At 32.5% G+C, this 20,752-nt stretch carries 20 protein-coding genes; all 20 read right to left on the bottom strand.

The window, feature by feature from the left end; genetic code table 11:
* Positions 1-11 precede the first annotated feature (11 nt).
* Positions 12-1,025, bottom strand: a complete 1,014-nt coding sequence (locus C7954_RS05115; RefSeq protein WP_073160033.1) for an ADP-ribosylglycohydrolase family protein — start codon at positions 1,023-1,025, stop codon at positions 12-14.
* Between the two features lie 42 nt (positions 1,026-1,067).
* Positions 1,068-1,724 carry an amino acid kinase family protein gene (locus C7954_RS05110; protein ID WP_073160031.1) on the bottom strand — a complete coding sequence of 219 codons (657 nt, stop codon included), beginning with the start codon at positions 1,722-1,724 and terminating at the stop codon, positions 1,068-1,070.
* The gene (locus tag C7954_RS05105; RefSeq protein ID WP_134058952.1) at positions 1,717-2,805 is read right to left on the bottom strand and encodes a hydantoinase/oxoprolinase family protein; all 1,089 of its coding nucleotides are present in this window, start codon (positions 2,803-2,805) and stop codon (positions 1,717-1,719) included. Before C7954_RS05105 ends, C7954_RS05110 begins: the two co-directional genes overlap by 8 nt.
* Positions 2,806-2,857: 52 nt before the next feature.
* Complete coding sequence (locus C7954_RS05100) at positions 2,858-3,562, bottom strand: (5-formylfuran-3-yl)methyl phosphate synthase (RefSeq protein ID WP_089656017.1); 705 nt, start codon at positions 3,560-3,562, stop codon at positions 2,858-2,860.
* A gap of 1 nt (position 3,563) precedes the next feature.
* Complete coding sequence (gene mptA / locus C7954_RS05095; RefSeq protein ID WP_133505866.1) at positions 3,564-4,565, bottom strand: GTP cyclohydrolase MptA; 1,002 nt, start codon at positions 4,563-4,565, stop codon at positions 3,564-3,566.
* Positions 4,552-5,496, bottom strand: a complete 945-nt coding sequence (locus tag C7954_RS05090) for a triphosphoribosyl-dephospho-CoA synthase (RefSeq protein ID WP_073160023.1) — start codon at positions 5,494-5,496, stop codon at positions 4,552-4,554. Before C7954_RS05090 ends, mptA begins: the two co-directional genes overlap by 14 nt.
* Before the next feature lie 23 nt (positions 5,497-5,519).
* On the bottom strand, positions 5,520-6,383 hold the full coding sequence (locus tag C7954_RS05085) for an ATP-grasp domain-containing protein (protein WP_089656014.1): 864 nt from the start codon (positions 6,381-6,383) through the stop codon (positions 5,520-5,522).
* A 50-nt stretch (positions 6,384-6,433) separates the two neighbouring features.
* A complete protein-coding gene (gene mch / locus C7954_RS05080; protein WP_073160020.1) occupies positions 6,434-7,396 on the bottom strand; it encodes a methenyltetrahydromethanopterin cyclohydrolase in 963 nt (320 codons plus the stop codon).
* The gene (locus tag C7954_RS05075; protein ID WP_073160019.1) at positions 7,381-8,235 is read right to left on the bottom strand and encodes a formylmethanofuran dehydrogenase subunit C; all 855 of its coding nucleotides are present in this window, start codon (positions 8,233-8,235) and stop codon (positions 7,381-7,383) included. Before C7954_RS05075 ends, mch begins: the two co-directional genes overlap by 16 nt.
* A complete protein-coding gene (fhcD, locus tag C7954_RS05070) occupies positions 8,228-9,127 on the bottom strand; it encodes a formylmethanofuran--tetrahydromethanopterin N-formyltransferase (protein WP_073160018.1) in 900 nt (299 codons plus the stop codon). Before fhcD ends, C7954_RS05075 begins: the two co-directional genes overlap by 8 nt.
* Complete coding sequence (locus C7954_RS05065) at positions 9,109-10,785, bottom strand: formylmethanofuran dehydrogenase subunit A (RefSeq protein WP_089716791.1); 1,677 nt, start codon at positions 10,783-10,785, stop codon at positions 9,109-9,111. The genes fhcD and C7954_RS05065 overlap by 19 nt, the downstream gene beginning before the upstream one ends.
* Positions 10,778-12,067, bottom strand: coding sequence for a formylmethanofuran dehydrogenase subunit B (locus C7954_RS05060; protein ID WP_073160016.1), 1,290 nt, complete (start codon positions 12,065-12,067; stop codon positions 10,778-10,780). The genes C7954_RS05065 and C7954_RS05060 overlap by 8 nt, the downstream gene beginning before the upstream one ends.
* Positions 12,064-12,414, bottom strand: coding sequence for a molybdopterin dinucleotide binding domain-containing protein (locus C7954_RS05055; RefSeq protein ID WP_073160015.1), 351 nt, complete (start codon positions 12,412-12,414; stop codon positions 12,064-12,066). Before C7954_RS05055 ends, C7954_RS05060 begins: the two co-directional genes overlap by 4 nt.
* 40 nt (positions 12,415-12,454) lie before the next feature.
* On the bottom strand, positions 12,455-13,636 hold the full coding sequence (locus C7954_RS05050) for an ATP-grasp domain-containing protein (protein WP_166667680.1): 1,182 nt from the start codon (positions 13,634-13,636) through the stop codon (positions 12,455-12,457).
* Between the two features lie 61 nt (positions 13,637-13,697).
* Entirely contained in the window at positions 13,698-14,555 is an 858-nt protein-coding gene (locus tag C7954_RS05045; protein ID WP_134058946.1) for an NAD(P)-dependent methylenetetrahydromethanopterin dehydrogenase, read from the bottom strand.
* An 88-nt stretch (positions 14,556-14,643) separates the two neighbouring features.
* Positions 14,644-16,131, bottom strand: a complete 1,488-nt coding sequence (locus C7954_RS05040) for a DUF2193 domain-containing protein (RefSeq protein WP_073160009.1) — start codon at positions 16,129-16,131, stop codon at positions 14,644-14,646.
* 408 nt (positions 16,132-16,539) lie between these two features.
* Positions 16,540-17,532 carry a beta-ribofuranosylaminobenzene 5'-phosphate synthase family protein gene (locus C7954_RS05035; RefSeq protein ID WP_243833645.1) on the bottom strand — a complete coding sequence of 331 codons (993 nt, stop codon included), beginning with the start codon at positions 17,530-17,532 and terminating at the stop codon, positions 16,540-16,542.
* 24 nt (positions 17,533-17,556) lie between these two features.
* Complete coding sequence (locus C7954_RS05030; protein WP_089716788.1) at positions 17,557-18,096, bottom strand: DUF447 domain-containing protein; 540 nt, start codon at positions 18,094-18,096, stop codon at positions 17,557-17,559.
* The gene (locus C7954_RS05025; RefSeq protein WP_134058943.1) at positions 18,086-19,492 is read right to left on the bottom strand and encodes a DUF6513 domain-containing protein; all 1,407 of its coding nucleotides are present in this window, start codon (positions 19,490-19,492) and stop codon (positions 18,086-18,088) included. The genes C7954_RS05030 and C7954_RS05025 overlap by 11 nt, the downstream gene beginning before the upstream one ends.
* Positions 19,471-20,748, bottom strand: a complete 1,278-nt coding sequence (locus C7954_RS05020) for a HisA/HisF-related TIM barrel protein (RefSeq protein ID WP_073160000.1) — start codon at positions 20,746-20,748, stop codon at positions 19,471-19,473. Before C7954_RS05020 ends, C7954_RS05025 begins: the two co-directional genes overlap by 22 nt.
* Positions 20,749-20,752: the final 4 nt, after the last annotated feature.

The following is a 20,752-nucleotide window of genomic DNA, read 5'->3' as shown; positions in this document are numbered from 1 at the left end:
GCAACACCTCTTTATTTATTTTTTCTTAACTCAAAAAGTGACCTCCCTAATTCTTTTAAGGAAAGAGAATTCACCTGATTAAGCTCTTCAACCCAATTCTTATTAAATATTCCTATGCCGTTGTATGCTCCAATTAAAGCACCTGTAATCGCTGCTGTAGAATCAGTATCTCCCCCAAGATCAACTGCCGCAGCAAAAGCTTTGGCTGCATTATCCGGAAAAAGTTTAAAAACAGCAAAAGCTGCCGGCACTGATTCATAACTATTGATACCTGTTCCCATCACCTCAGCAATAAAATCTAAAGCTTCAGTCTTATTTAGATCAGCAATATATTCAAGTAAAAATTTTGTTCTCTGATAACTTGAAGGCTGAAAAGTCTGGAGTCCATATTTTTCTCCCTGCTCCATATAATCTAAGGCTGCAGCAAAAATTTGTTCTAAATCACCACCGGCTAAGGCGGCAGCTAATGCGGCATAGAAACCGGCAGCAGCTGAAATTGCAGCATCAGAAAAATGGGAGTAATATGCTAATTCTTCAATTTTTTCTAAATTAGATTTCTGTTCTTCTAAAGGTAAGAAATAGGCTAAAACTGCTGCCTTAAGAGCTAAACCATTTGAAAAGCCTGCTCTTTCTGAAATTGTAAATTTTTCATTACGCATTATTTTAGTCACCGCTCTACCTGTACTGGGACCAATTACTCCCTTTGTTATTAATTTCTGTTCATCAATAAATTGGCCCAAGCTGCTGAAATAATCTTCTTTATTTATCTTGCCTTTGTTCTCTACTAAATATCTGCCCAGATGACTGGCCAAAATTGTATCATCTGTGATCTCAGCTTTTTTTAAATCTCTTCTTAAAAAATGAAAATCAGGAATCTCTACAAAAAAGTTATTATTCAAATCATAGCCCGAATTCTTTTTATGTTTTTTTACATCTGCGCGATTCAGCATCTCAAAAGGCATTCCATGTGCATCTCCAAGAGCAAGTCCAATTAATAAAGCATCAATTTTATCATAGTCAGACATAATTCACACCTCAATTTTAGTTTTATCTAGCTAAAATTATATTCAAAACAACAGATTAAAGTTAGTATTTTTTAATTTAAAGTTTTTATTTAAAAGATCAACCTGATTATTTTTGAGTAAAAATTCAAAGTCTTTGACTGCTTCTGTCTTAATAATTAAACTTTTTAATTCAGGCTGACTCTGCTGATAAAGTATTGGAAAATAGTTATCTAAAAGTTCTGCCTGAACTGCAGTTTCAGCTTTTATTTTTAAATCTTTAGCTATTATTTTTTGTTTAATTAAACAAAAGTTATTAACTCTTAATCTCTGGCCTAGTTCTAAAGCAATACTATCTGAGCTGACATCCCAGGAATGAGGGAGGGGGTCAAATTGCTTATAATAAGCAAGCGGCAAAAAAATATTGATCTTTTTTTTAAAGTTGAAATCTGTTGAAAAAAAAGAAAAGTCATCAAAGTAATCAGAAATTAAATATGAATTTAGTTCCATTGCTGCAATTGCTGCAAAGTGAGAACTGCTTGCCTTTAATTGAAAATTACTGTCATAGCTGCGAACTAAATCAGCAGCCTTTCCCCCACCGGCTGCAATTATAAATTTGTGATTTTCAACCATTTTTAAGGCCTTAATAATCTGCTTGAGTTCTTTTTGCTTTTCTTTATTAATAAAACTACCACCAATTTTTAGTACTGTTAAATCAGTCATTAGCTAACTCCTTTAATTTAGTTAAATCAGTCTTGGTTAATTTTTTAAGCAGAAGAAAGGCAGCTGCAGTAGTAGTTAAAGTATTATCCTTCAGTACTGGTATCAACTCTTCTAAGCTTATAAAATTAAAATCACTTCTCATTTTTAAATCATTCTCAAAGAGAGCAGCTTCCCTATTCATCATCAAAGGTATTTTATAATCTAGTGAAAACCTTGAATAAAGCTGCAGTAATTTAGAATAAATTAATGATATTTCCTGATTGTAAATATAATCAGCAATTAACTGCAGTTGACCAGCAGAAATAGAATTAAGATCAAGACTAATCATCCTTGCAATTCTTGCCGCAGCTGCTTTTTTAGTTTTTTCACCATTATCAGCTGGACTGACAGAATAGTCAGCTGGAGTTATGATATCTAAAAACAGGTGAAGATCTGCGGTAGAAGCAAAATACTCATTTATAACATCTACCATCTGCCCCTGATAAGGAATATTTTTAGTTAAATTACTCAAATTGCTTCTTAACAGCCCTAGATAAATAAGTTCCGCCTCTTTTAATCTCTCTACATCAGTTCGACCACGGGCTGCAATTTGATGGTTTTTAACCGGAATCAAATCAATAGTACTGCTGCCTAAATCAAATAAAACAAAATCAGATTTAAATTCGGCAGCAAAGGCAGCGGAAACTGACCAATTTGCTGCAGCAAGTTCCAGCAGTCTATCGAAATTATTAGCTATCTCTAGAGGATTAAAAAGCTGAGCCTGGTTATTGAAAAAGAAGAGTTTTTTATTGGTAAAATTATTTTTAAATAAATCTACAATAAAATTGATTCCTTCAATTTTTGTAGAAAATCTATCTGCTAGTTCTGCAGTCATAGTTACAGCAAAATAATCTGCCTCAGCTAAATTATGATATATTTCCTGTATAATAGCTTTGGGATTCAGGTTTTGATCCCACATCGGGAAAAATTTACTGACTGATTTAATGGTTTCCAGCTTTTGTTTTTGTTGATTATAAATAATTTTTGTTGCTTTGATATTAGCACCACCAATATCCCAGCCTATAATTTTATATTTTTCCATATCCAATAACCTCAGATCTATTTTTAATAATTTTTCTAATTATTTTTTCTAACTAATTTTGGAGCTTCTGATAAAGCTGATTAATTAATCCAGAATTAATTTTAGAACTGCGGTCATTATTTTCGCAGACTGCACCTCTAAACCCAACAATATCAGGCTTTATTTCTTTTAAAAGTCCTAAATCATCGAAGCTTAAAGAACCGGCAAGTGCACTAAAAACTTCTGCTTTTTTTGCCTGCTGACAAAAGTCTTTAAGTTCAGCCGGCTTTAAAAAATCAAATAAACTTCTGCCGTCTTTATTAATTGTATCAATCATAATCCCGTCTATTTCAGTTTTAAAAGCTAATTCATTTAATAAAAAAGGATTGAAACTATTAATTTCTTTATAATCTCCATAAGCTGCTGCAATCAGCTTAGCTGAAGTACCACTTAGTCTTATTGCATTTTTTGCCTCGTTAATAATTTTTACAGCTGTTTCAAAATCATTAAAATTATAAAAGCCTAATTTTATAAAATTAGGCTTTAAATTAGCAAGGCCAAAGGTAATCTGTGAACTTAAACCTGGTAGTCCAGGCAGATCTCCTCCAGCTGCACTAATAACTCTATTTGGAGATCTTTCTATAATCTCCTTAATCACTCCAGGAAAATTTGCTCCCAGTGAACCTTCCGCAGGATTTTTAATATCTAAAATATCAAATTTGCTATTTTTTACAATTAAAGCTTCTTCCACACTTTTGATGCTGATTAATAATTTCAATTTAACAGCCTCCATCTGAGTCCAACCACTCTTCAGTACTCGTATTATTACAGCTTACAATATAATCCTCATTTATATAATCATTTTCAGCTTTTTCAATTTCTTTTTTTATTTCTCCTATTGTCCCACTGCGTTCAGCATAAACTTCATAACTATGAATTCCCTCATAATTTGTTTGTTTAGCTAAAAAATAGTCATCATCACTTAAAAAATCAAATTCTTTAATTGTCAGAGCTACCATTTCTCGAACAACATCTTCTACAAAGCGCGGATTTAAATGGGCCTTTCTGACAATTTCTAATTCATCAACTCTTTTTAAAAGATCTAAAACTTTACTGCTCATTGAATTTTCTACTATATCTACTAGTTTTTCGGCTTTAATTTTTTTATCACTGCCAATCATTAAAATACCGGTTCCCCGTTGGTTATGTGAAGGCATTGGAATATATTTAAATACCTTTTCCAGCTGTTCTTTTGTAAAACCTTCTTTTTCTAATTTTTCTTCTGCATATTCTTTTATCATCTGTTGGGCACAGGGACAAACTGTCATTCCATTTGTCTCAACTCCAACTAGATGTCTACTTCCATTTTTAGTACTCACTGCTCGCCCCATTATTGTATTTATTTTTTGTGTTTTTTTCTTAGATACTGGTGCCATTTCTTCTACAGGATATTTGGCTTTTATTCTAACTTCTGCTCGATGAGCATGCTGTCTTTTTCTGGCCATTTCTGCCATATAAGTTGCAAAATCTTCTATAACCATCACTTTTTTCTGAATTGTCTCATCTATGATCTGAGTAATGGTTTCATCAAATCTTGACATATGTGCTCCTTTTTGCTGGGGCAGTAAATCTACAAAAATATCAATTGTTGAATAAAATAAGTTTTCTTTTCCATTATTTTTTATTCTAATAATTTTTTGTATATTTTTTACTCCAACTCTATTTAAACCTACAACTAATTGAGGCTTTTCTTTTTGAACATCTCTTTTAAATTGATCCATTTTTTATTCCCCCCCAGTTTGCCCAATTATTTATAATCTTCTTACCAGAAATTAAAATTGTTAAAAATATAACTGCTGCTATAAAATCTGCTGTGGTACCAGGATTAATTTTTTTATCTTTAGAACGTAAATAGTCATCAAATTTTCTTATTTCCTTTTCTCTTAACTGCCTATCTTTAATATTTTTTAGTTTTTCTAGTAAATTATTAGTTTTTTGAGAAATTACAGCTGCAAAATCATAACCCCATTTTCTAGCAATTAAGCTATCAGGATATTCTGCTAAAATTTCTAAATAACTCTGAATTACTGCATCTTCAATCCTGGTAAATTTATTCTGGTTTTTTTTGAAAACCGGATAGGCAAAATCAAATGTCAGCCCAAAATTACTGACATATTCTGCTGCAATTTGATCTCTGCTTTGAGCTAGTTCCATTGCCTGATAAAGAGTCAGATCCACTTGATCCTTAATATCTCCTTCTTCAACCTTATCCAAGTTTCCTGCTTTTGAATGATTAATTGCTTGATAAGCAAGTTCTGCATCCTTTTTGCTTAGTTTCTTTAAGACTGCACTGACTTCCTGCTGCAGAATTTTTCTTAATTCTTCTTCACTTTTTCCACTAATTAAATTTTTTTGTCTCAAACTAACATAAGCTGCTGCCAGGGGAGAAGTTAAAAGCAAAATACCCAAATTAGTATTTGTTCTAATAAAAGAATGGGTTTCTTTGACCCCTTTTAAAATTATTTCTCCCACTAATTTATGCTCCAGATTTAAAAATGCTGGAAAAACAGCAGCTGAACTATATAAAAAATGATGATAATTTAAATCCTTAAAACTTTTATTTGGATAAACATTTCCTGGCTTAGCTGTACTGGCCTCCAACAGAGATGCAATTTGAACTGCCTGTGCTATTTCTATATCACTTAAAGGCATATTCTCCCCCCAAAAAGTCAAGTCTAAATCATTAAATCAACAATTCTATCAGCTATATTAAATTCTGTTACCTGCTGTAAACCATACCAGCCGGGAATACTATTTACTTCAATAATATATGCGTTCTTATAACTACCATTCTCCAAAACTATATCAATTCCTGTGTAATCTAAATTGAGAATTTCTGCTGTTTTTAAAGCCATATCTTTAATATTTTGCGGCAGCTCAATTTTTTTGCTAAAAGCTCCTCGAGCCACATTAGTTTTCCAGCTGGCTCCACACCTTTCAGAAGCTGCAATGATCTCACCTTTACAGACAAAAACTCTAATATCACTTTGTCCGTGCTCAATATATTTCTGCAGATAAAAAACAAAATTATTCTCATCCCAGGCTCTTAAAACTCTATAGGCTGTATCCTCATCTTTTAAACGCACTATTCCCTTGCCGAGAGAACCAAAAATAGGCTTTAAAATCACATCTCCCCATTTTTCACAGTATTCTAAGGCCTGCCTAAAATCTTCAGTCACAAATGTTTCTGGAGTTGGCAGGCCGTGATCAGCCAAAATAAATTGAGTATAGTATTTATCAACTGTTTTTTCAATAACAGAAGGTTTATTAATTATTTTTTTACCAAGAGCAGCCATTCTATTTAAAATATCCATCCTTAAAATTATCTGTTCAAGACTGCCCCCGGGAATTACTCTGACAAAAATATAGTCAAAATCATCTAATATCTTGTCTCTAGATTTCAGCTGAAAGTTAGATGCAATCCCTGCTCCAAGTTCTGTGATTGGGACTCTTTCTGCCTTAATATTTTTTCTATTTAATGATCTTTTTAATTCTTCAATATGCCATCCGTCATCTGATGCAAGAATTACTGCCTGCAATAAATTCCCTCCTATGCTTTTTATATTTTTTTAAGCATTTTCTAAATCATTTATTGCTCAAAAAATGATTTTTCAAGTATCTTATAATTAATTTTACCTGCCTTATAAGTTTTTCCACTTTTTCTATTATTTATTATAACACGCGCAGGGCTAAAAAGCATGGGGTCAATATCATAGAAATTATTATATCTCTTATAAAGATTTAAAAAACTTTCTCCATAATCTTCTGAGGCAGATGCAGGAATATCTACTAAAATTTCTTCTATTTCACTATCTTCACAGTAAACCTGATAATATGCAGTTCCACCGTATAAGACTGCATCATTTGTTCTGCCAATAGCTTTTAAAGTATTATCAGCCGTTGGTGAAATAGGACAAATTCCCCAGGCTGATTCTATTTTTTCTAAATCAAAATCTAATTCATGCATTTTATGCATTCCGGTTTCAATAATTCGGGCACTTATTTGAATCGAACCAACCAATGATTCTGTTGGCGCTGTTAAAATATAGCTGTTGCTGCATGGGGTACACATTTCATCTGCAATATACTTAGCAGTTTTCTCATCTGGAAGTTGGGAACTTTCTAAAACAATTACTGCCGGCGAGTTTCTGCTTTCATGATATCCATTATACTCATCAAATAATTTTTCCTTCGCAGCTAAAATTCTACCCGGGCCAGAAGCCATGGCAAAAAAATCATTCTTTTCAACTTTCCAACCCGCATATTGAGAAAGCATACAGGCTTCTAAAGGATGATCAATTTCCACCTTAACTGCAGGAATCAGATAATCATTAATTTCATAATCAATAAAATCTACTTCTCCTAATCCCCCCAGACAGATTTCGGAAAAGAATGCCCCAGCTCGATAGCCACCCCCAACATCAATCCCACCATCAATCACAACTATTCCATCATTATAATGAACCACATCTATATTTAATAAGATTTTTTCATTGATCATTTCTTTAACCAGCATCACTGCATTTTTGTTGAGGTCTAATCTTTTTTCCATATTAAAATTTCCCCTTTCCCTAATTCAGTATTGTCACCGGTATATCTCATATATTCTGAATTAAAAAACTGATCAGAAATTTCAATTTGATAATCATGCTGAAGATGCTTAAATGCAATATTTAAGAAATTAGGGAAATAGCTTATATTATAGCTAAAAGTAGGCAGAATTTCTAAGTCACTAAAGGTAATAATTGTTCCTCTTTTCATACCTGCTCCTGCTCTTTTTCCACATTTACCAAAAACATAGACAGAGCCAGCTATCATTTGAGCACCCAGCATGTCTCCACAATCACCTTTAATAACAATCTCGCCCCTGCGCATCTTATTAGCTACAAAGTTGCCTGCATTGCCTCCAATATAGATTAAACCCCTATTCATCCCGAGTTTATCACCTCTAAAAGCAGCACCGACATAATTACCAGCATCACCATTTACAGTTATTATACCCCCGGTCATTTCTGCTCCCAGCCAATCTCCTGCATCACCTTTAATTTCTATTTTGCCCCCACTCATCTCTGAACCAACATGCATTCCAATATCTCCATTTACTATAATTGTGCCTGAATTCATAGCAGCACCTAAATATTTAAAATTAGATAAGTCACCATCAATTTCAATCACTTCTGCTGGCTCTCCTTTAATTTCAAAAAAGTCCTGCAGTTGATAAATTTCTTTTCCGGCCCTAATTTCCAGCTCTTTTATCTCAGCCAATGTCATTTTTTTAATCAAATCTGCTCGTATATTTTCTACCTCCACAGGAATTTTACCAATCAGTTCTTTTCCTTTTTTGATTAAGGCTGGATTTTCTTTTTTTAATTTAAGTTTTAGTTTAGTCATCCAGATCACCTCGTAAAATTTCCTTGAGATAAAAGTTTTCTGTTCCAAGATCTCCACCATAATTACCTGCCGTTATTTTAACAACTCCATCTACAGCAGCTGCTTTGATTCCAACTCTCATAGCCTCTGCAGTTGCTTCCACACTTAAACCATCTATTACTATTTCTAAAACTGAACCAACATTCTCCACTAAATTTGACTCTGTTTGTGCTTTAATTGTTGGACAGTATTTAGTATTAGTGGCAGCATTTAAAAATGAATACTTTGATTGAACTTTACTGCCACTGCTGACAATCCCCCCTGGGAAAGGCATAACAACCCCTTCTATTTTCCGCATTGCTTCGACTGCATTCTCCGCAGCATTTAAAGCAGTTTTAGAATCTTCTGCTGTTATAATTATATTGCCTCCACCTATACCTTTTTGAACCCCAAAGCTTTCTTCGATTAAGAATTCGCCCCCCATTATTGGAATTCTCCAGAATCTACGCTCATCGTAAAGCTTTGAAATCTGAAAGCCATCTCCAAAATAACGAATATTTCCACCAACTTTTATCATTTTTTCTGAATCAAGCCCATTAAAACAGGCTGTAGTTGCTGCAGTCATAATTGTTTGACCAATTCTTTTCCGCATCTCTTTTAAAAGTGATTTTTCTTTCATTGTAAAAAATAGTAAGCTGACTCCAGGCCTACCGTCTAAAGTTTCAGCTGGACTTAATTTCTTTTCGATTCCAGCTTCAATCCCACACTCAATGATTGAAGTTGCAAATCCTGTTGCCTCTCTGGCTGCAGTATCAACCCATTTTTCATTATCTGCTGTTACTATAACTCTGGTTCCATACATGGTAAAAGCTTCAGCAAAAGTATCTTCTATTTCTATTCCTTGGTAACGCATGGAATCACCTCAATTTTATCGTAATAATGATCGGTAACTGGATAATTATCTATTGAAATACTGTAGTACTTCTGGAAGTCCTCTCTAATTAACTCAATAATATTTTGATCATATTCGGGTTTTGTAACTAAGGTTTTACCAATTTCTAAGTTATCTAATAGTTCTCCTGCTTTAACAATCATTTTTCCTGATTTGAAAACATAGGCAGGATGAGCAAAAACTTCTGCAATATCATTATCTTCAATATTATTATAGATGGTTATATCTGCATCTGCTCCAACTCCCAGATGGCCTTTGTTTTTTAGTCCAAGTGCTTTAGCTGGCCCCGACCGACTAATTACTGCTATTTCACTCAAACTATATTCTCTATCCAGTGATGATAAATCCGTATACTCATCAAATTTATCATTTAAGTCTGAGATATAATCTTTCCTATAATTTTTATCCATCAGCAATTTTATAATCCAGGGATAAGCAGTAAAAGGACCTGCATTTGGATGATCTGTTGTCAAAAATACCTTCCAGGGATCTTCAATTTTTAAGAATAACTCCATTCCAGTTGCCCACTGAATATCATTAACTAAATTCTTTTTTTTATAGTTCATCGGCACAATTCCTGATCCAGTTTCCATTTCGACATCTGTATTAACCCATTTGTTTCCTGATAATTTATGCAGATTATATTCTAAAATACCGTCTGCAGTCATAGTTGTAGCTTCGCCAAATACAAGCTGGCCGATATCTACTGTTAATTTTGACTGTCTATTTATTTCAGCTGCAATTTCATCTGTAGCCATAGCAAATTTTATTTTTGAATCTTCATTTTTGCCATAACTGCTGAATTGAACATGGGTTATGTGCAGTCTATAATCTTCTAAAAGCTTCATCGTATTGATGGCTGTCTTGTAATTACCAGCTGAACCAAGATCATTTGTATGAAGATGAATCGGATGTGGTAGTTCAAGATCATCTGCAGCTTTAGCTAAAGCGAGCAATATCTCTTTCGGGCTCAAATCAAAATGGGTTCCTTTTTCATCAATCCCCCTCATCCTTTTGCCTTCTTTCCAGGCTTCAACTCCACCTGGATTAACAACTTTTAAGCCAAAAGCTCCTGTTACATTTATCAACCAGGCCAGATAATCTTTTAAAGCCTGCTGGTTATTTTCACTAATAAATTTTAAAACAAAATAGTTGTTGCCGCTTAATACCAAAAATCCTTTATCTATATAGGGTAGATCACCAAATTCTTCATGAATATGTTTGGCCTTCATTGGTGGACCCGCAGCTTCCATTACTGTTGTGTAACCCATTAAGCTGTAGCGATAACCTGTTACATAACTAGATGGAACTGTAGAACCAACACCCGAACGAAGTTTACCCTTACGAGCAACATTATCACGTCTGTGATCTTCAGGTCTTAAAACACGACCAGAGTTTACCTTAGGTCCGGCAATATGAGAATGAATGTCCACCCCACCTGCCATTACAATTTTTCCATTTAAATCGATTTCTTCTAAATCATCAGCAGCTTTTAGTTCTTTTACAACCTCAGGCTTTGGCTCAGCAGCAATTTTTCCATTTTCAATCCAAATATCTTCTTTAACCCCATCTTTATTATTTGTGGGATCATAGATTACTGCATTTTTAAGTCTAAGCATTTTCTATCAGCTCCCCTATTTGTGCTACTGCAGCTGCATCATCCGGCCACTCATCTTCTAAAAAAGATCTCAAATGCAGAGGAACATGATCCATTCGATAAACTGTTCCCGAAGCAGTAATCCCTTTCAAAGCTGAGGGTATTACGACATCTGCAAAATCACTGGTAAAATTCCAGTGTGGGTCAAGAATAATTGTTGGTATATCTTTTAAATGGGCAGCAGCTTTTTTTGGTAAATTACCTGCCGGGTCTGAAGCAATTATAAAAGCAGCATCTACCTCTTTATTAGCCAATAAATCTACTGCAGTATATTCTCCCGGATTATAGCGGGGATAGGCCTTACTGAAATTAACAGCGAAAGGATATCCTGTCTGCCAGGCCATAGTTATTTCACTACCAGCTACATTCCCGTGTCCGCGCATCGGCATCATTACAAATCGCCGCTGGTGATCATTATTTAAGTCTCTAATTAAACTCATCGCTGCCCAGGTGTTCATGTATTTAGCACCGGTCATAGTTAAACCCATACCGTAAAAAATACTTCCATAACGAGCATTTTTTAATTTTTCTGCAGCTGCTTCAATTTCTGCCAATTCTAAACCAGCAACTTTACCAGCTTCAGTTTCAGGTTTTTTACCCTGAATTATTAATCTTAATGCCATTAATAACTCAAAATCTTTTCCGGGTTCCACTCTAATAAATTGATCAGCCATTTTAGCTGTAGGTGTCTTACGAACATCAAAAACAATTACTTCTCGATCTGAACGATTTTTCTTAAAAAGCCCTTCTGAAAGCATAGTGTATCTCTTAGAATGATTTGGATGAGCTTCAACTGGATTTGCCCCCCAAAAAACCATTAGATCAGATCTATTTTTTATTTCACCTAAAGTTGCTGTTATCATACCAACAAGCTGTTTGGCCATTGTTCCAGGGCCATGGCAGACTGAAGATGTACTATCAATATTTGCTCCAGATAATTCAGCCAATTTAACCGCATTTTTTTGAGCTTCAGCAGTAGTACTGCTCAAACCATAAATTAATGGATTTTTACTATTTTTTAAAATTTCTGCTGCTTTCTCAATAACTTCCTGATAGGTACTTTCTTCTCCATTAATCATTGGACTTGTTCTGTCTTTTAAAGCATGCTCATATTTTTTTCTGGAAATTGCACAGGCATTTTTGAGTTCTTCAATTTTATTATCTTTTACTTTAACTTCAATATTATCACAGAGTGCACCACAAAAAGTACAGGTTATGTTTTTAAAGGTTTTTAATTCTGTCAATTAGTCTGCGCCTCCTTTCGAATAAGTTTTACCACATTGCTTTTGGAATTAGGCATCCCGGTCCCGCCAGTATCAGTTCCAATTAAACTATTAGCGATACGGCCATAAGGCATAAATACTATATCCTCTTCTAAATCAGCTGCTTTACAACTTACTTCGACACTACCGGCCTCACTTTCTAAAATAACAGTTTCTCCTTCTTCAATGTTCATTCGCTGGAGCACATTTTTACTAACTTCAACATAAGAAGTTTCTTTTTTATAATTATCACTTTTTTTGCCAGAGACTGAAGCCATTCCCTGCTTTATTGTTCTACCAGTTATTAAAATAAAATTATTATCAGACAAAATTAATCCTCTCCTTTCTTAGAAACAAATTCAATATATCTTAAATAAAATATTTTTTAAACTCAGAAAAAACCAAATTTTTTATTGATAAATAATCATTTTTGTTTTTAGATTTAATAATTAAACTAAAAACAGGATCATCTTTTTTAAAAAATTCCCCTTTTTTCGGTAAATCTTTAATTTCAATTTTAGATTCGGCAAGTATTCTAGGGGGGATTTCTTGTTTTATTATTTTAAAAATTTCAGACAAAGTTTTTTTTAACTTAAAATTATGGTCAGTATAATAAATTACCTTAGCAGAAAGTCCTAAATCTCTTTTTAAATATTTTTTTAAATAATCAGCTGCTAATTCATTTTTTAAATAAATGTTGAGAAGTTCTTCTCGATAAATATCCTTTATTAATTCTACAGCAGCTGTAAAACGTGGATTTAATTCTATAAAAAATATACCCTGCTCATTTTTAATATAATCAATTCCATTAATTCCCTGCAGTGAATATTTTTTAACAAGCTCATTAATAAAAGTGCTGATAATGTTTCTTGATTTCACATCTTCTTTGGTCAAAATATTTCCTGCATATTTAAAACTATTTTTAAACTTAGGATTTACAGCATCCGCTTTTAATTCTTGGGTAAAAGAAAGTATTCTCGCTTTTTTACCATCTGCAGCAAATTGACAGGATCTATTATTTCCTTTAATAAATTCTTCGGCAAAAAAGCTTCCGTTTGCAGTAAAATTATCTTTTAAAACTTTTTCTTTGGCAGTTCCAGCTTTAATTAATTTTAAATCTAAACCACCACCACTTTGATATGGTTTTATTATCAAATCTTTATCAATTTTATCTGAAAAATAGTAAAAATCGTTTTTATTCAAAAATAAATCAGGGGTTTTAAATCCAGCTTTTTCAGCCAGCTTAAATAAATTTTTTAAAGTCTCTTTTTGATTTAATTTCGAAATTACTGCAGCTGAATTACCCCTGAGTCTTAGATTTTTAATTTTTTCTAGTTGGTAAAGCAGTTCAGGATGATTATCCCAAGCTGAAGCATAAATTAAATCATATTCTTGATTCTGATTTTGTCTTAGAAATTTTTTAACAGCTTCAAATAACACCTCGGTTTTAAAATTATGCTTATTTTCTTTGAGCGAATAAGAATAATCGACAATTTCTTTTAAATCAAGATCCCCAAAATAATCAAAGGAATAAATTTTTAAATTTTTCAAAGTCGAAAAACAGTCTGCTGCGGCTCTGGTTGAGAATGATGTTAAAATTAGATTTATATTTTTATAGTTTTTCATTTAATTTATATACTTCCACAGCATTTAAACTTAGATCGTTTGTTTTGAATAATTCTGCAACAGCTTTTTTATGAAGTTTCATCTTCAAACTACCAATGCCTAAGGCACCAAAAACTTTTATACCATCAATTGTATCACCATCTGCAGGTGGCTCGATCCCCTCTATACCAGCTGGACTAACAGCATTAATATCAGCCATAACTTTTATTGAATCCTCATTTTTCCACATTTCACGACTAATAAAATTAATCCCGGGAGGTCCTGCTGATAGAATTACTTCTTTATTTTTCATAGCTTTTATAAAATCTGCATCAGTTTTTGCTTCAACTCCCTTTATTTTTTCTAGATCATATTCTTCTTTTATCATTTCAGCTTTTTTATCAGCTTTTTCTTGACTGCGGGAAGTTATAGTTACTGAAGCACCCTCCATTGCAAAAAGAGCGGCGGCTCTAACACCAACTGGTCCAGTACCTGCTAAAATCAATACTTCACAACCAGCTAAATCTATTTCTTCTTTTACCTTTAAAACTGAGGCTGCAGCAGTCGTATTTGATCCATTTGAGTCCAGCATTACAGAAACGCGAAAATTTGCAAAAAATACATCCTCTACCGCTTCCATAATCTTTTCACCTTTTTCAACATCTGATCCACCAATAAAAACCGCGGTGTTTTTCATTTTTTTAGGTGAGCGGGTAAATATAGCTCCATAGATAATATCTTCTACTTCTTCTTTAGTAATTTTCGAATGAATTATTAAATTATCTGCACCCGCATCATAGGCTACTACCTGATCAAAAGTACTTGCTCTTTTATCAGTATCTAACTGAATTAATAATTTTTTCATTTTTCCACCCCTATATAATTTGTGAAGACAGTGGATTATCCACTGTCTTCAACAAACATTTATTTAATTAGACTAGTGTTGTATTTTATTAAACAGTATCCTTCCAATTACAGTGCTTATGCTTCTTAACATACATACAAACTGCACAGTCTTTACAGTAGCGTGCTGGTGCAACTACTGAACCAGGATCTAATGCAATAATGTTAGTCATTAAAGTAGCAGTAACTGGCTCACTTGTCAATAGACATGGGAAATCAGCAAGACGCATTAAGGATGAGAATTTAACAGAAATTGAACAAGCTGGATAAGCATAGTCCTGTGTATTTTGAAGTACATAGCTTTCTTCAATTGGACTAAAGTCAATATCTATACCCTTAACTTTACAGCCGGCACCTATTGGCTGATCATCAATAATCTTGTCACCACGGTGAATCATATCCATAAAGTCAACATTATGGAGCTCTGCTGCCTGACCTCTAGCTGGATTTAAATTAACATAATTGTGGAATCTCTTTGTTAAGAGATCTATAATCATTGGGGCTGTAAATCCTTCATCCCATAACATTGAACTAACTGCTGCAGCTGTTGAACCTGTTGCAACACTTAAAATATCATAGAGGCTGTCATAACCTTTATCTAATCCTCTTTCAAGAGTATTCTTCATTACATTAGATACAACTTCTACTATTTCCATGGTAACATCATCTTTAAGCATGTTAAATGTTGATTGGGCGATATGGTGACCAACATCACCAACACAATAAGCAGGAACTACAACAATATTAGCTGGATGAACTCCAGCTTCTTTAGCTGCTAAAACAAATGGTTTCATCCATTCTTTGTAGCGCTTCATGTATTCTCTGCAGTCAAATGAATCCATATCTGCATCTTCCATTAATTTAACCTGTGCATCTACAGGAGTATCATAAAGCATCTGCATTGTTTTTACTTCAGCTTCTGCTGCTTCTGCTGCTGTCTTACCTGCTTCTACAGCTTCAGTAAAGGCGCCACCAATACCATAAGAAGTATTCATACCCCATGATTTTGCTGCAAGTATTGTTTTTTTGTAGTCACCATCAATATCAGTATTTTTTAATACTTCATTGACAACATTACTAACTGAGCCAGGGCTGAAAGCAAAGTCTACTACACAAGTTGGTCCATACATTCCACCATACCTGCGCATTGATTCTCTAGCAATTAAAGCCTCATCATTTTTTAACTGCTCCATAAACTTCTCTGCTGCTTTGCGGAAATCTGGATCTTCTTCATATAAGATTTCTAGAATTGGAGGTGTTTGATAATGTTCTACAAAAGGGTCATCTTTTGGTGCTATTGTATCTGTTAAATCTTTAAGTATTTCATAATGAGCTTTCACTGACTCAACATGTAAGTCTATAACTTCTTTTGACTGGCCTTCAATAGCTTTCATATTCTTAACTGCATCTACATAAGGCTTAGCATCACTAATTGTGAACTTTGCCCCTCTTTTTTCTTTAAATACACCAACATCAGCCATTTGAGCCGCTACTGCCTCATCAATCATCTTTTTTGCAATTTTTTTATTAGCTGCCATAAAACATCCTCCTTTTAGTTTTAAAATAATCTTTTTCAAAATTTTGTTTAAACTTTCATTCTAAAATGCCCAAAAAAATCTACTCTACGATTTTCCTCCCCCCCTTTTTTATTATTAAAAATTAAAACAAACAAAAATGGAGATAGTAACATATTTCTAATTTCAAGATTTAGAAATAAATTCAATTAAATAAATGTTATAAAACAGCCTTAATTAACGAAAGCTTTAAATTTCATATGTTTTATCTCCATCTATATTATAATGCATAAATTATACCAATGAGCTTGTTTTATATTAAAAAAACTAAGCCTATTCTGACGGGGATATTAAGTTTTATTAATTGTGAATATTTAAACAATTAAAATTATTTATTAAATATATGTATAGTTTTAATACAGTGTTTATATTTTATACACTTTTTGTAATTTCAGCTCCATTATTTGCCGCTTTTGTGATATGAATTTCGTTTATCTTTTCTGATAATTTTTCCTGTAATTTTAGTTTAATTTTTTTAGCTTTTTCTTTATTTTCTACTAAACCATACAAGGCAGGCCCCCAGGAACTCTGACCACGAGCCAAAACACCCTCATTAACCATAAGATCAATGATTTCTTGAGCATGTTTTGAGCTGTACTTCCCTCCTTGAGCTTTGGAAAAATATTCAGATACATTATCTTCTATTATATTTAAGTGACTGCTGAATTTATCTATATTATTTTCTTCGACAGCTGGTAACATTCCTAAAAGCAGATGATGTGCATTTTCCGCACATTTTTGTACTGACATTTTTTCAATTTCATTAAATGCTTTAATTTCCTTTTTTCCTGCTATTTTTTCTTTTTTAAAATGAGGAATTATTATTAAAAATCTCCATTCAGATGGTAATTTATTCTGATAGACTATTGGAGGTAAATATTGATCATTATTTTTATCTGAAATTGGTCTACCAGCATCAACAATAAATCCTCCCTGATAAAAAGCACCAAATCCTATTGCTGAGCGGCTGTGTTTACGGTCAACTATCTGAGCCAGTTCTTTAGGCTCTAACTTTAAGTCATATAGTTTATTTATCCCTTCGGCTACTGCCAAGCCAAACTGAGTCCCTGAGCCCAGTCCATAATGGGCAGGAAGCAATGATTCTATTATTATTCTAACACCTTGATTTTTAGTTAATAATTTTCTTTTCTTTAAATCAGATAAAAATTTTTCAATAATAAGTTTCTTTTTTTCTTTTTTTAAACCTTCAACTTCTAATTTACTGTTTTTTTCAACTTTGATTAAAGTATATGGTTCTACAATTGCTGCTCCAGAACCACCATAAATTCTACCTAAATCTCCATTTAAATCTAATTGACCAAAATGAATTCTAGCTGGAGTTTTAATTTGAATCAAGAATACCACTCCTATTGTATTGTAATTATTATTTTAAATATTTCTTTCAAGGAATTTTAAAAGCTCTTGAGTATTTTTGTCTCCTGTTTTATTTATCACTTTTCGATTTTGATTAATAAACTGCACCAAATCATTTTTTGTTTTTGTAATTCCTATTCTAGAAGCTATCACAGCCGCTTCTACTAATAAATTATTTGCTCTGTTAAAACCAATATATTTTCGGTTTTCTTCAGCTTTAGTGATCTCTACCTTAACCAAATATTTTTCTGCTTGTTCTTCAATATTTATTAGTTTAAATTGATAATAGCTACAGCAGTCAGTTAAATAATATAAATTTCTTTTTTCTATTTTTGAAAAATCTATTTTTGCTGATCCTAATGCAGCTTTTAGTAAATATTCTGCTTTATCAACTACATTTATAATGCCAGAATCTTTATTTTTTAAATTAGAAAAAGTATGACTTTTTTTATAAAGATTAAATACCGCTTTTTGCTGTATAAATTCTACTCCTACTGCTGCAAAATGGGGTTCATTATCCTTATTAACTGTGCTGACCACCGTTTCAATTATCATTTTTTTTCTCCTTAAATTTTTCTGATTTAAAATTAGAATTTAAATATCCCCAATCAAGTTCATCTTCCTGTCTATAATTTTTAGATAAATTTAAGGCTGTATAAGCTTTCTGTAATTCTTTACCTAAATAAAAAGCATGTGAAGGCTCATTAGTATTTTTTAGTTCAAAAAATAGCTCACTGATATCTCTGCCTCTGTATTCTTCTTCTGCATTAAAAATATTTATTGCTTTTCCATCATTTAAAATTCTATAATTACTGTCTGTAATTGAGTTTTTAATTTCTTTAACTTCTTCCCTGGTATAATTCCTATCTTTTCTATCTTTAAGATTAAGCAGCAAATTAGACAAGTTATTGGGTAAACTGTTTTCTTGCTCGGCGTGTGAAATAATTTTAAGTGCTAAGTCTAATTCTTTTACTGCTCCGCGGGTTTTAAAAGAAGCTTCAGTAATTAAGAGATATTCAATATTTAATTCCACCGCTAAAGCTGCTGCAATAAAATTTAGACCTGTACTATCACAATCACTTAATTCAATTAAATTTCCAACTCCCATCATCATTTCCTGTTTTAATTTTTTGTCTTTAGCTAAACTCAAGTACCTAAAAAGCGATTCACTAAAACCAAAATTAATTGGATCTAAAATTGGATCTACTATATAATTTTTAATCCCCTTTTTCTTAACTTTTTTTATATTTTTATATAATGATTTTAGATTTCCTGATTCCGGATCTGGAATAATTACAGGTAAATAATTTACCTCATAATTTAAAACTTCAAGATTATGACTATTAATACTTAATAAATAATCAATTCCTGTTTTGGAAGCTCTAATTATTTCATCTTGGTCAAAAGTATCTATACTAAGCTGATAATTTTTTTCTTTTAATGAATAAATCACTTCTTCTAGATGGGGAAATTCTCTTCCATTCACACACCCTAGATCAATTATATCGGCTCCATTCTGATGATAGTAATCAGCTATTTTTATTATTTCATCTAAATCCATTAGAGAAGCTTCATTTATTTCTGCAATGATTTTATGGCCTCTTTTTTCTTGTTCAAAATCAATTTTTGCTGTTTTTTTTCCAAAAAATTCTGGTAAATCTATTATCTCATCAGGCCCTTTTTGAAATTCAAGCAGTTCGTTTTTTAATTCTTTATTAATTATTTCTATTTCTGCTTGAGAACGTCCCGGCAAAATTATTTCTAAATTTTCTGCAGAACTATGAATTTCAGCTTTTTTTAAATTTCTGATGATAAAACTGCTGTCCATTAAAGCAGCAACTGTTATTGGCATTTTTAAAATTTGATAATCAAAATCTAAATTTAACCTTGCCAATGTTTTTTTTAAAGAGGAATATGCCAGCTTACCAGTTAAAAAAATTTTTTTAGGCATGATTTCACCTCTTTTGGCTCAGAAATAACACTTGTATCAGCTAGTTGTGATAATTTTTCTGTATTTTTTAAATCAATTTCTCTAGGAAAAACATCAACTTCTTTACCAGGAGCAGCTGAAACAAGATTTTGATCAATATCGGTTGGTAAAACTACAACTGGCAGTTTTGTTTTACCGGCATGGGCCAGCAAATTACTCACCAGAGTATCGGAAATGCCTAATACAAATTTGGCAGTGGTATTAGAAGTCGTAGGAGCTGAAACTAATACATCATAATAACCTTTATAAATTTTACCGATAATTGGAGAACTGGCAGAGTTATCTTTGTAAATTTGACAGCCCAAATTTTCTAAACGCTGATAGAATTTATAAATTTTTAAAACTTCCAAACCGGCCTTACTTAGATAGATATCAATTTTTAATTTACTATTTTCTGCAAGAAGTTCTTCAATCTGATCAATGCTTTCCCGAAGCAGATGACCGGCTCCTGTAATACACCAGGCAATTTGATACAAGATATCATCAGCTTCAATTAATCTTACTTCTTTTTCGCCGAGTGAACCGTTGTGAAATGCTGAAGCAATTAAAACTCCAGAAAATTGTAACCGCTTTAATTTTTTAATATCTCTATAATCTTTAACTCCCCCACCGGTAATCAGATTTAATTCTGGAAATTCGATTTTGAGCTCTCTAATATATTTTGAGATACCTGAAGCTGTACCAACATTGGCCAAATCAAGTATAATAAAATTTTGAAAACCTAATTTTTTTATTTCATTTACTATATTTTTCAAAGTTTTATTCTGCCATTTTTGAATATTATGGATCAAACTACCTGTTTTTAAGTCCATACTAATAATAATTTTAGCTTTATAATCTTTTAATTCATTTAAAAAAGACAAATTTTTAATTGTTTCAGTTGCTATAACTGCATAATCCAGAAACTCTTCTAAATAAGGAATTGGAGAATTATTTCTATCAAATGCTGCATCAAGAATTATTTCCAGATCAGGATACTCATTTTTAATTTTTTTAATCATTTTTATATTATTAGTATCTCCTAAAATTGCATCTAAATCAGCAATATAAATTTTTCTTATGCCTAATTTTTCATAAAATGCAGCTGCAACAGCTAAAGGGGTGATTTCTCCATCTTTTAAAATTCTGCTTTCAACTGCTTGATACTCATTTCTTTTCCCTGCCACTGCCCTGACTACAATAGAATCTTTAATATCGATTACTGCAACTGCGTCCATTTTT

The organism is Halanaerobium congolense (assembly GCF_004366375.1).
In the GTDB taxonomy this organism is placed as follows: domain Bacteria; phylum Bacillota; class Halanaerobiia; order Halanaerobiales; family Halanaerobiaceae; genus Halanaerobium; species Halanaerobium congolense.
Note: the sequence above shows the minus strand (reverse complement) of the source record. Positions and strands in the feature narration are given on the sequence as shown.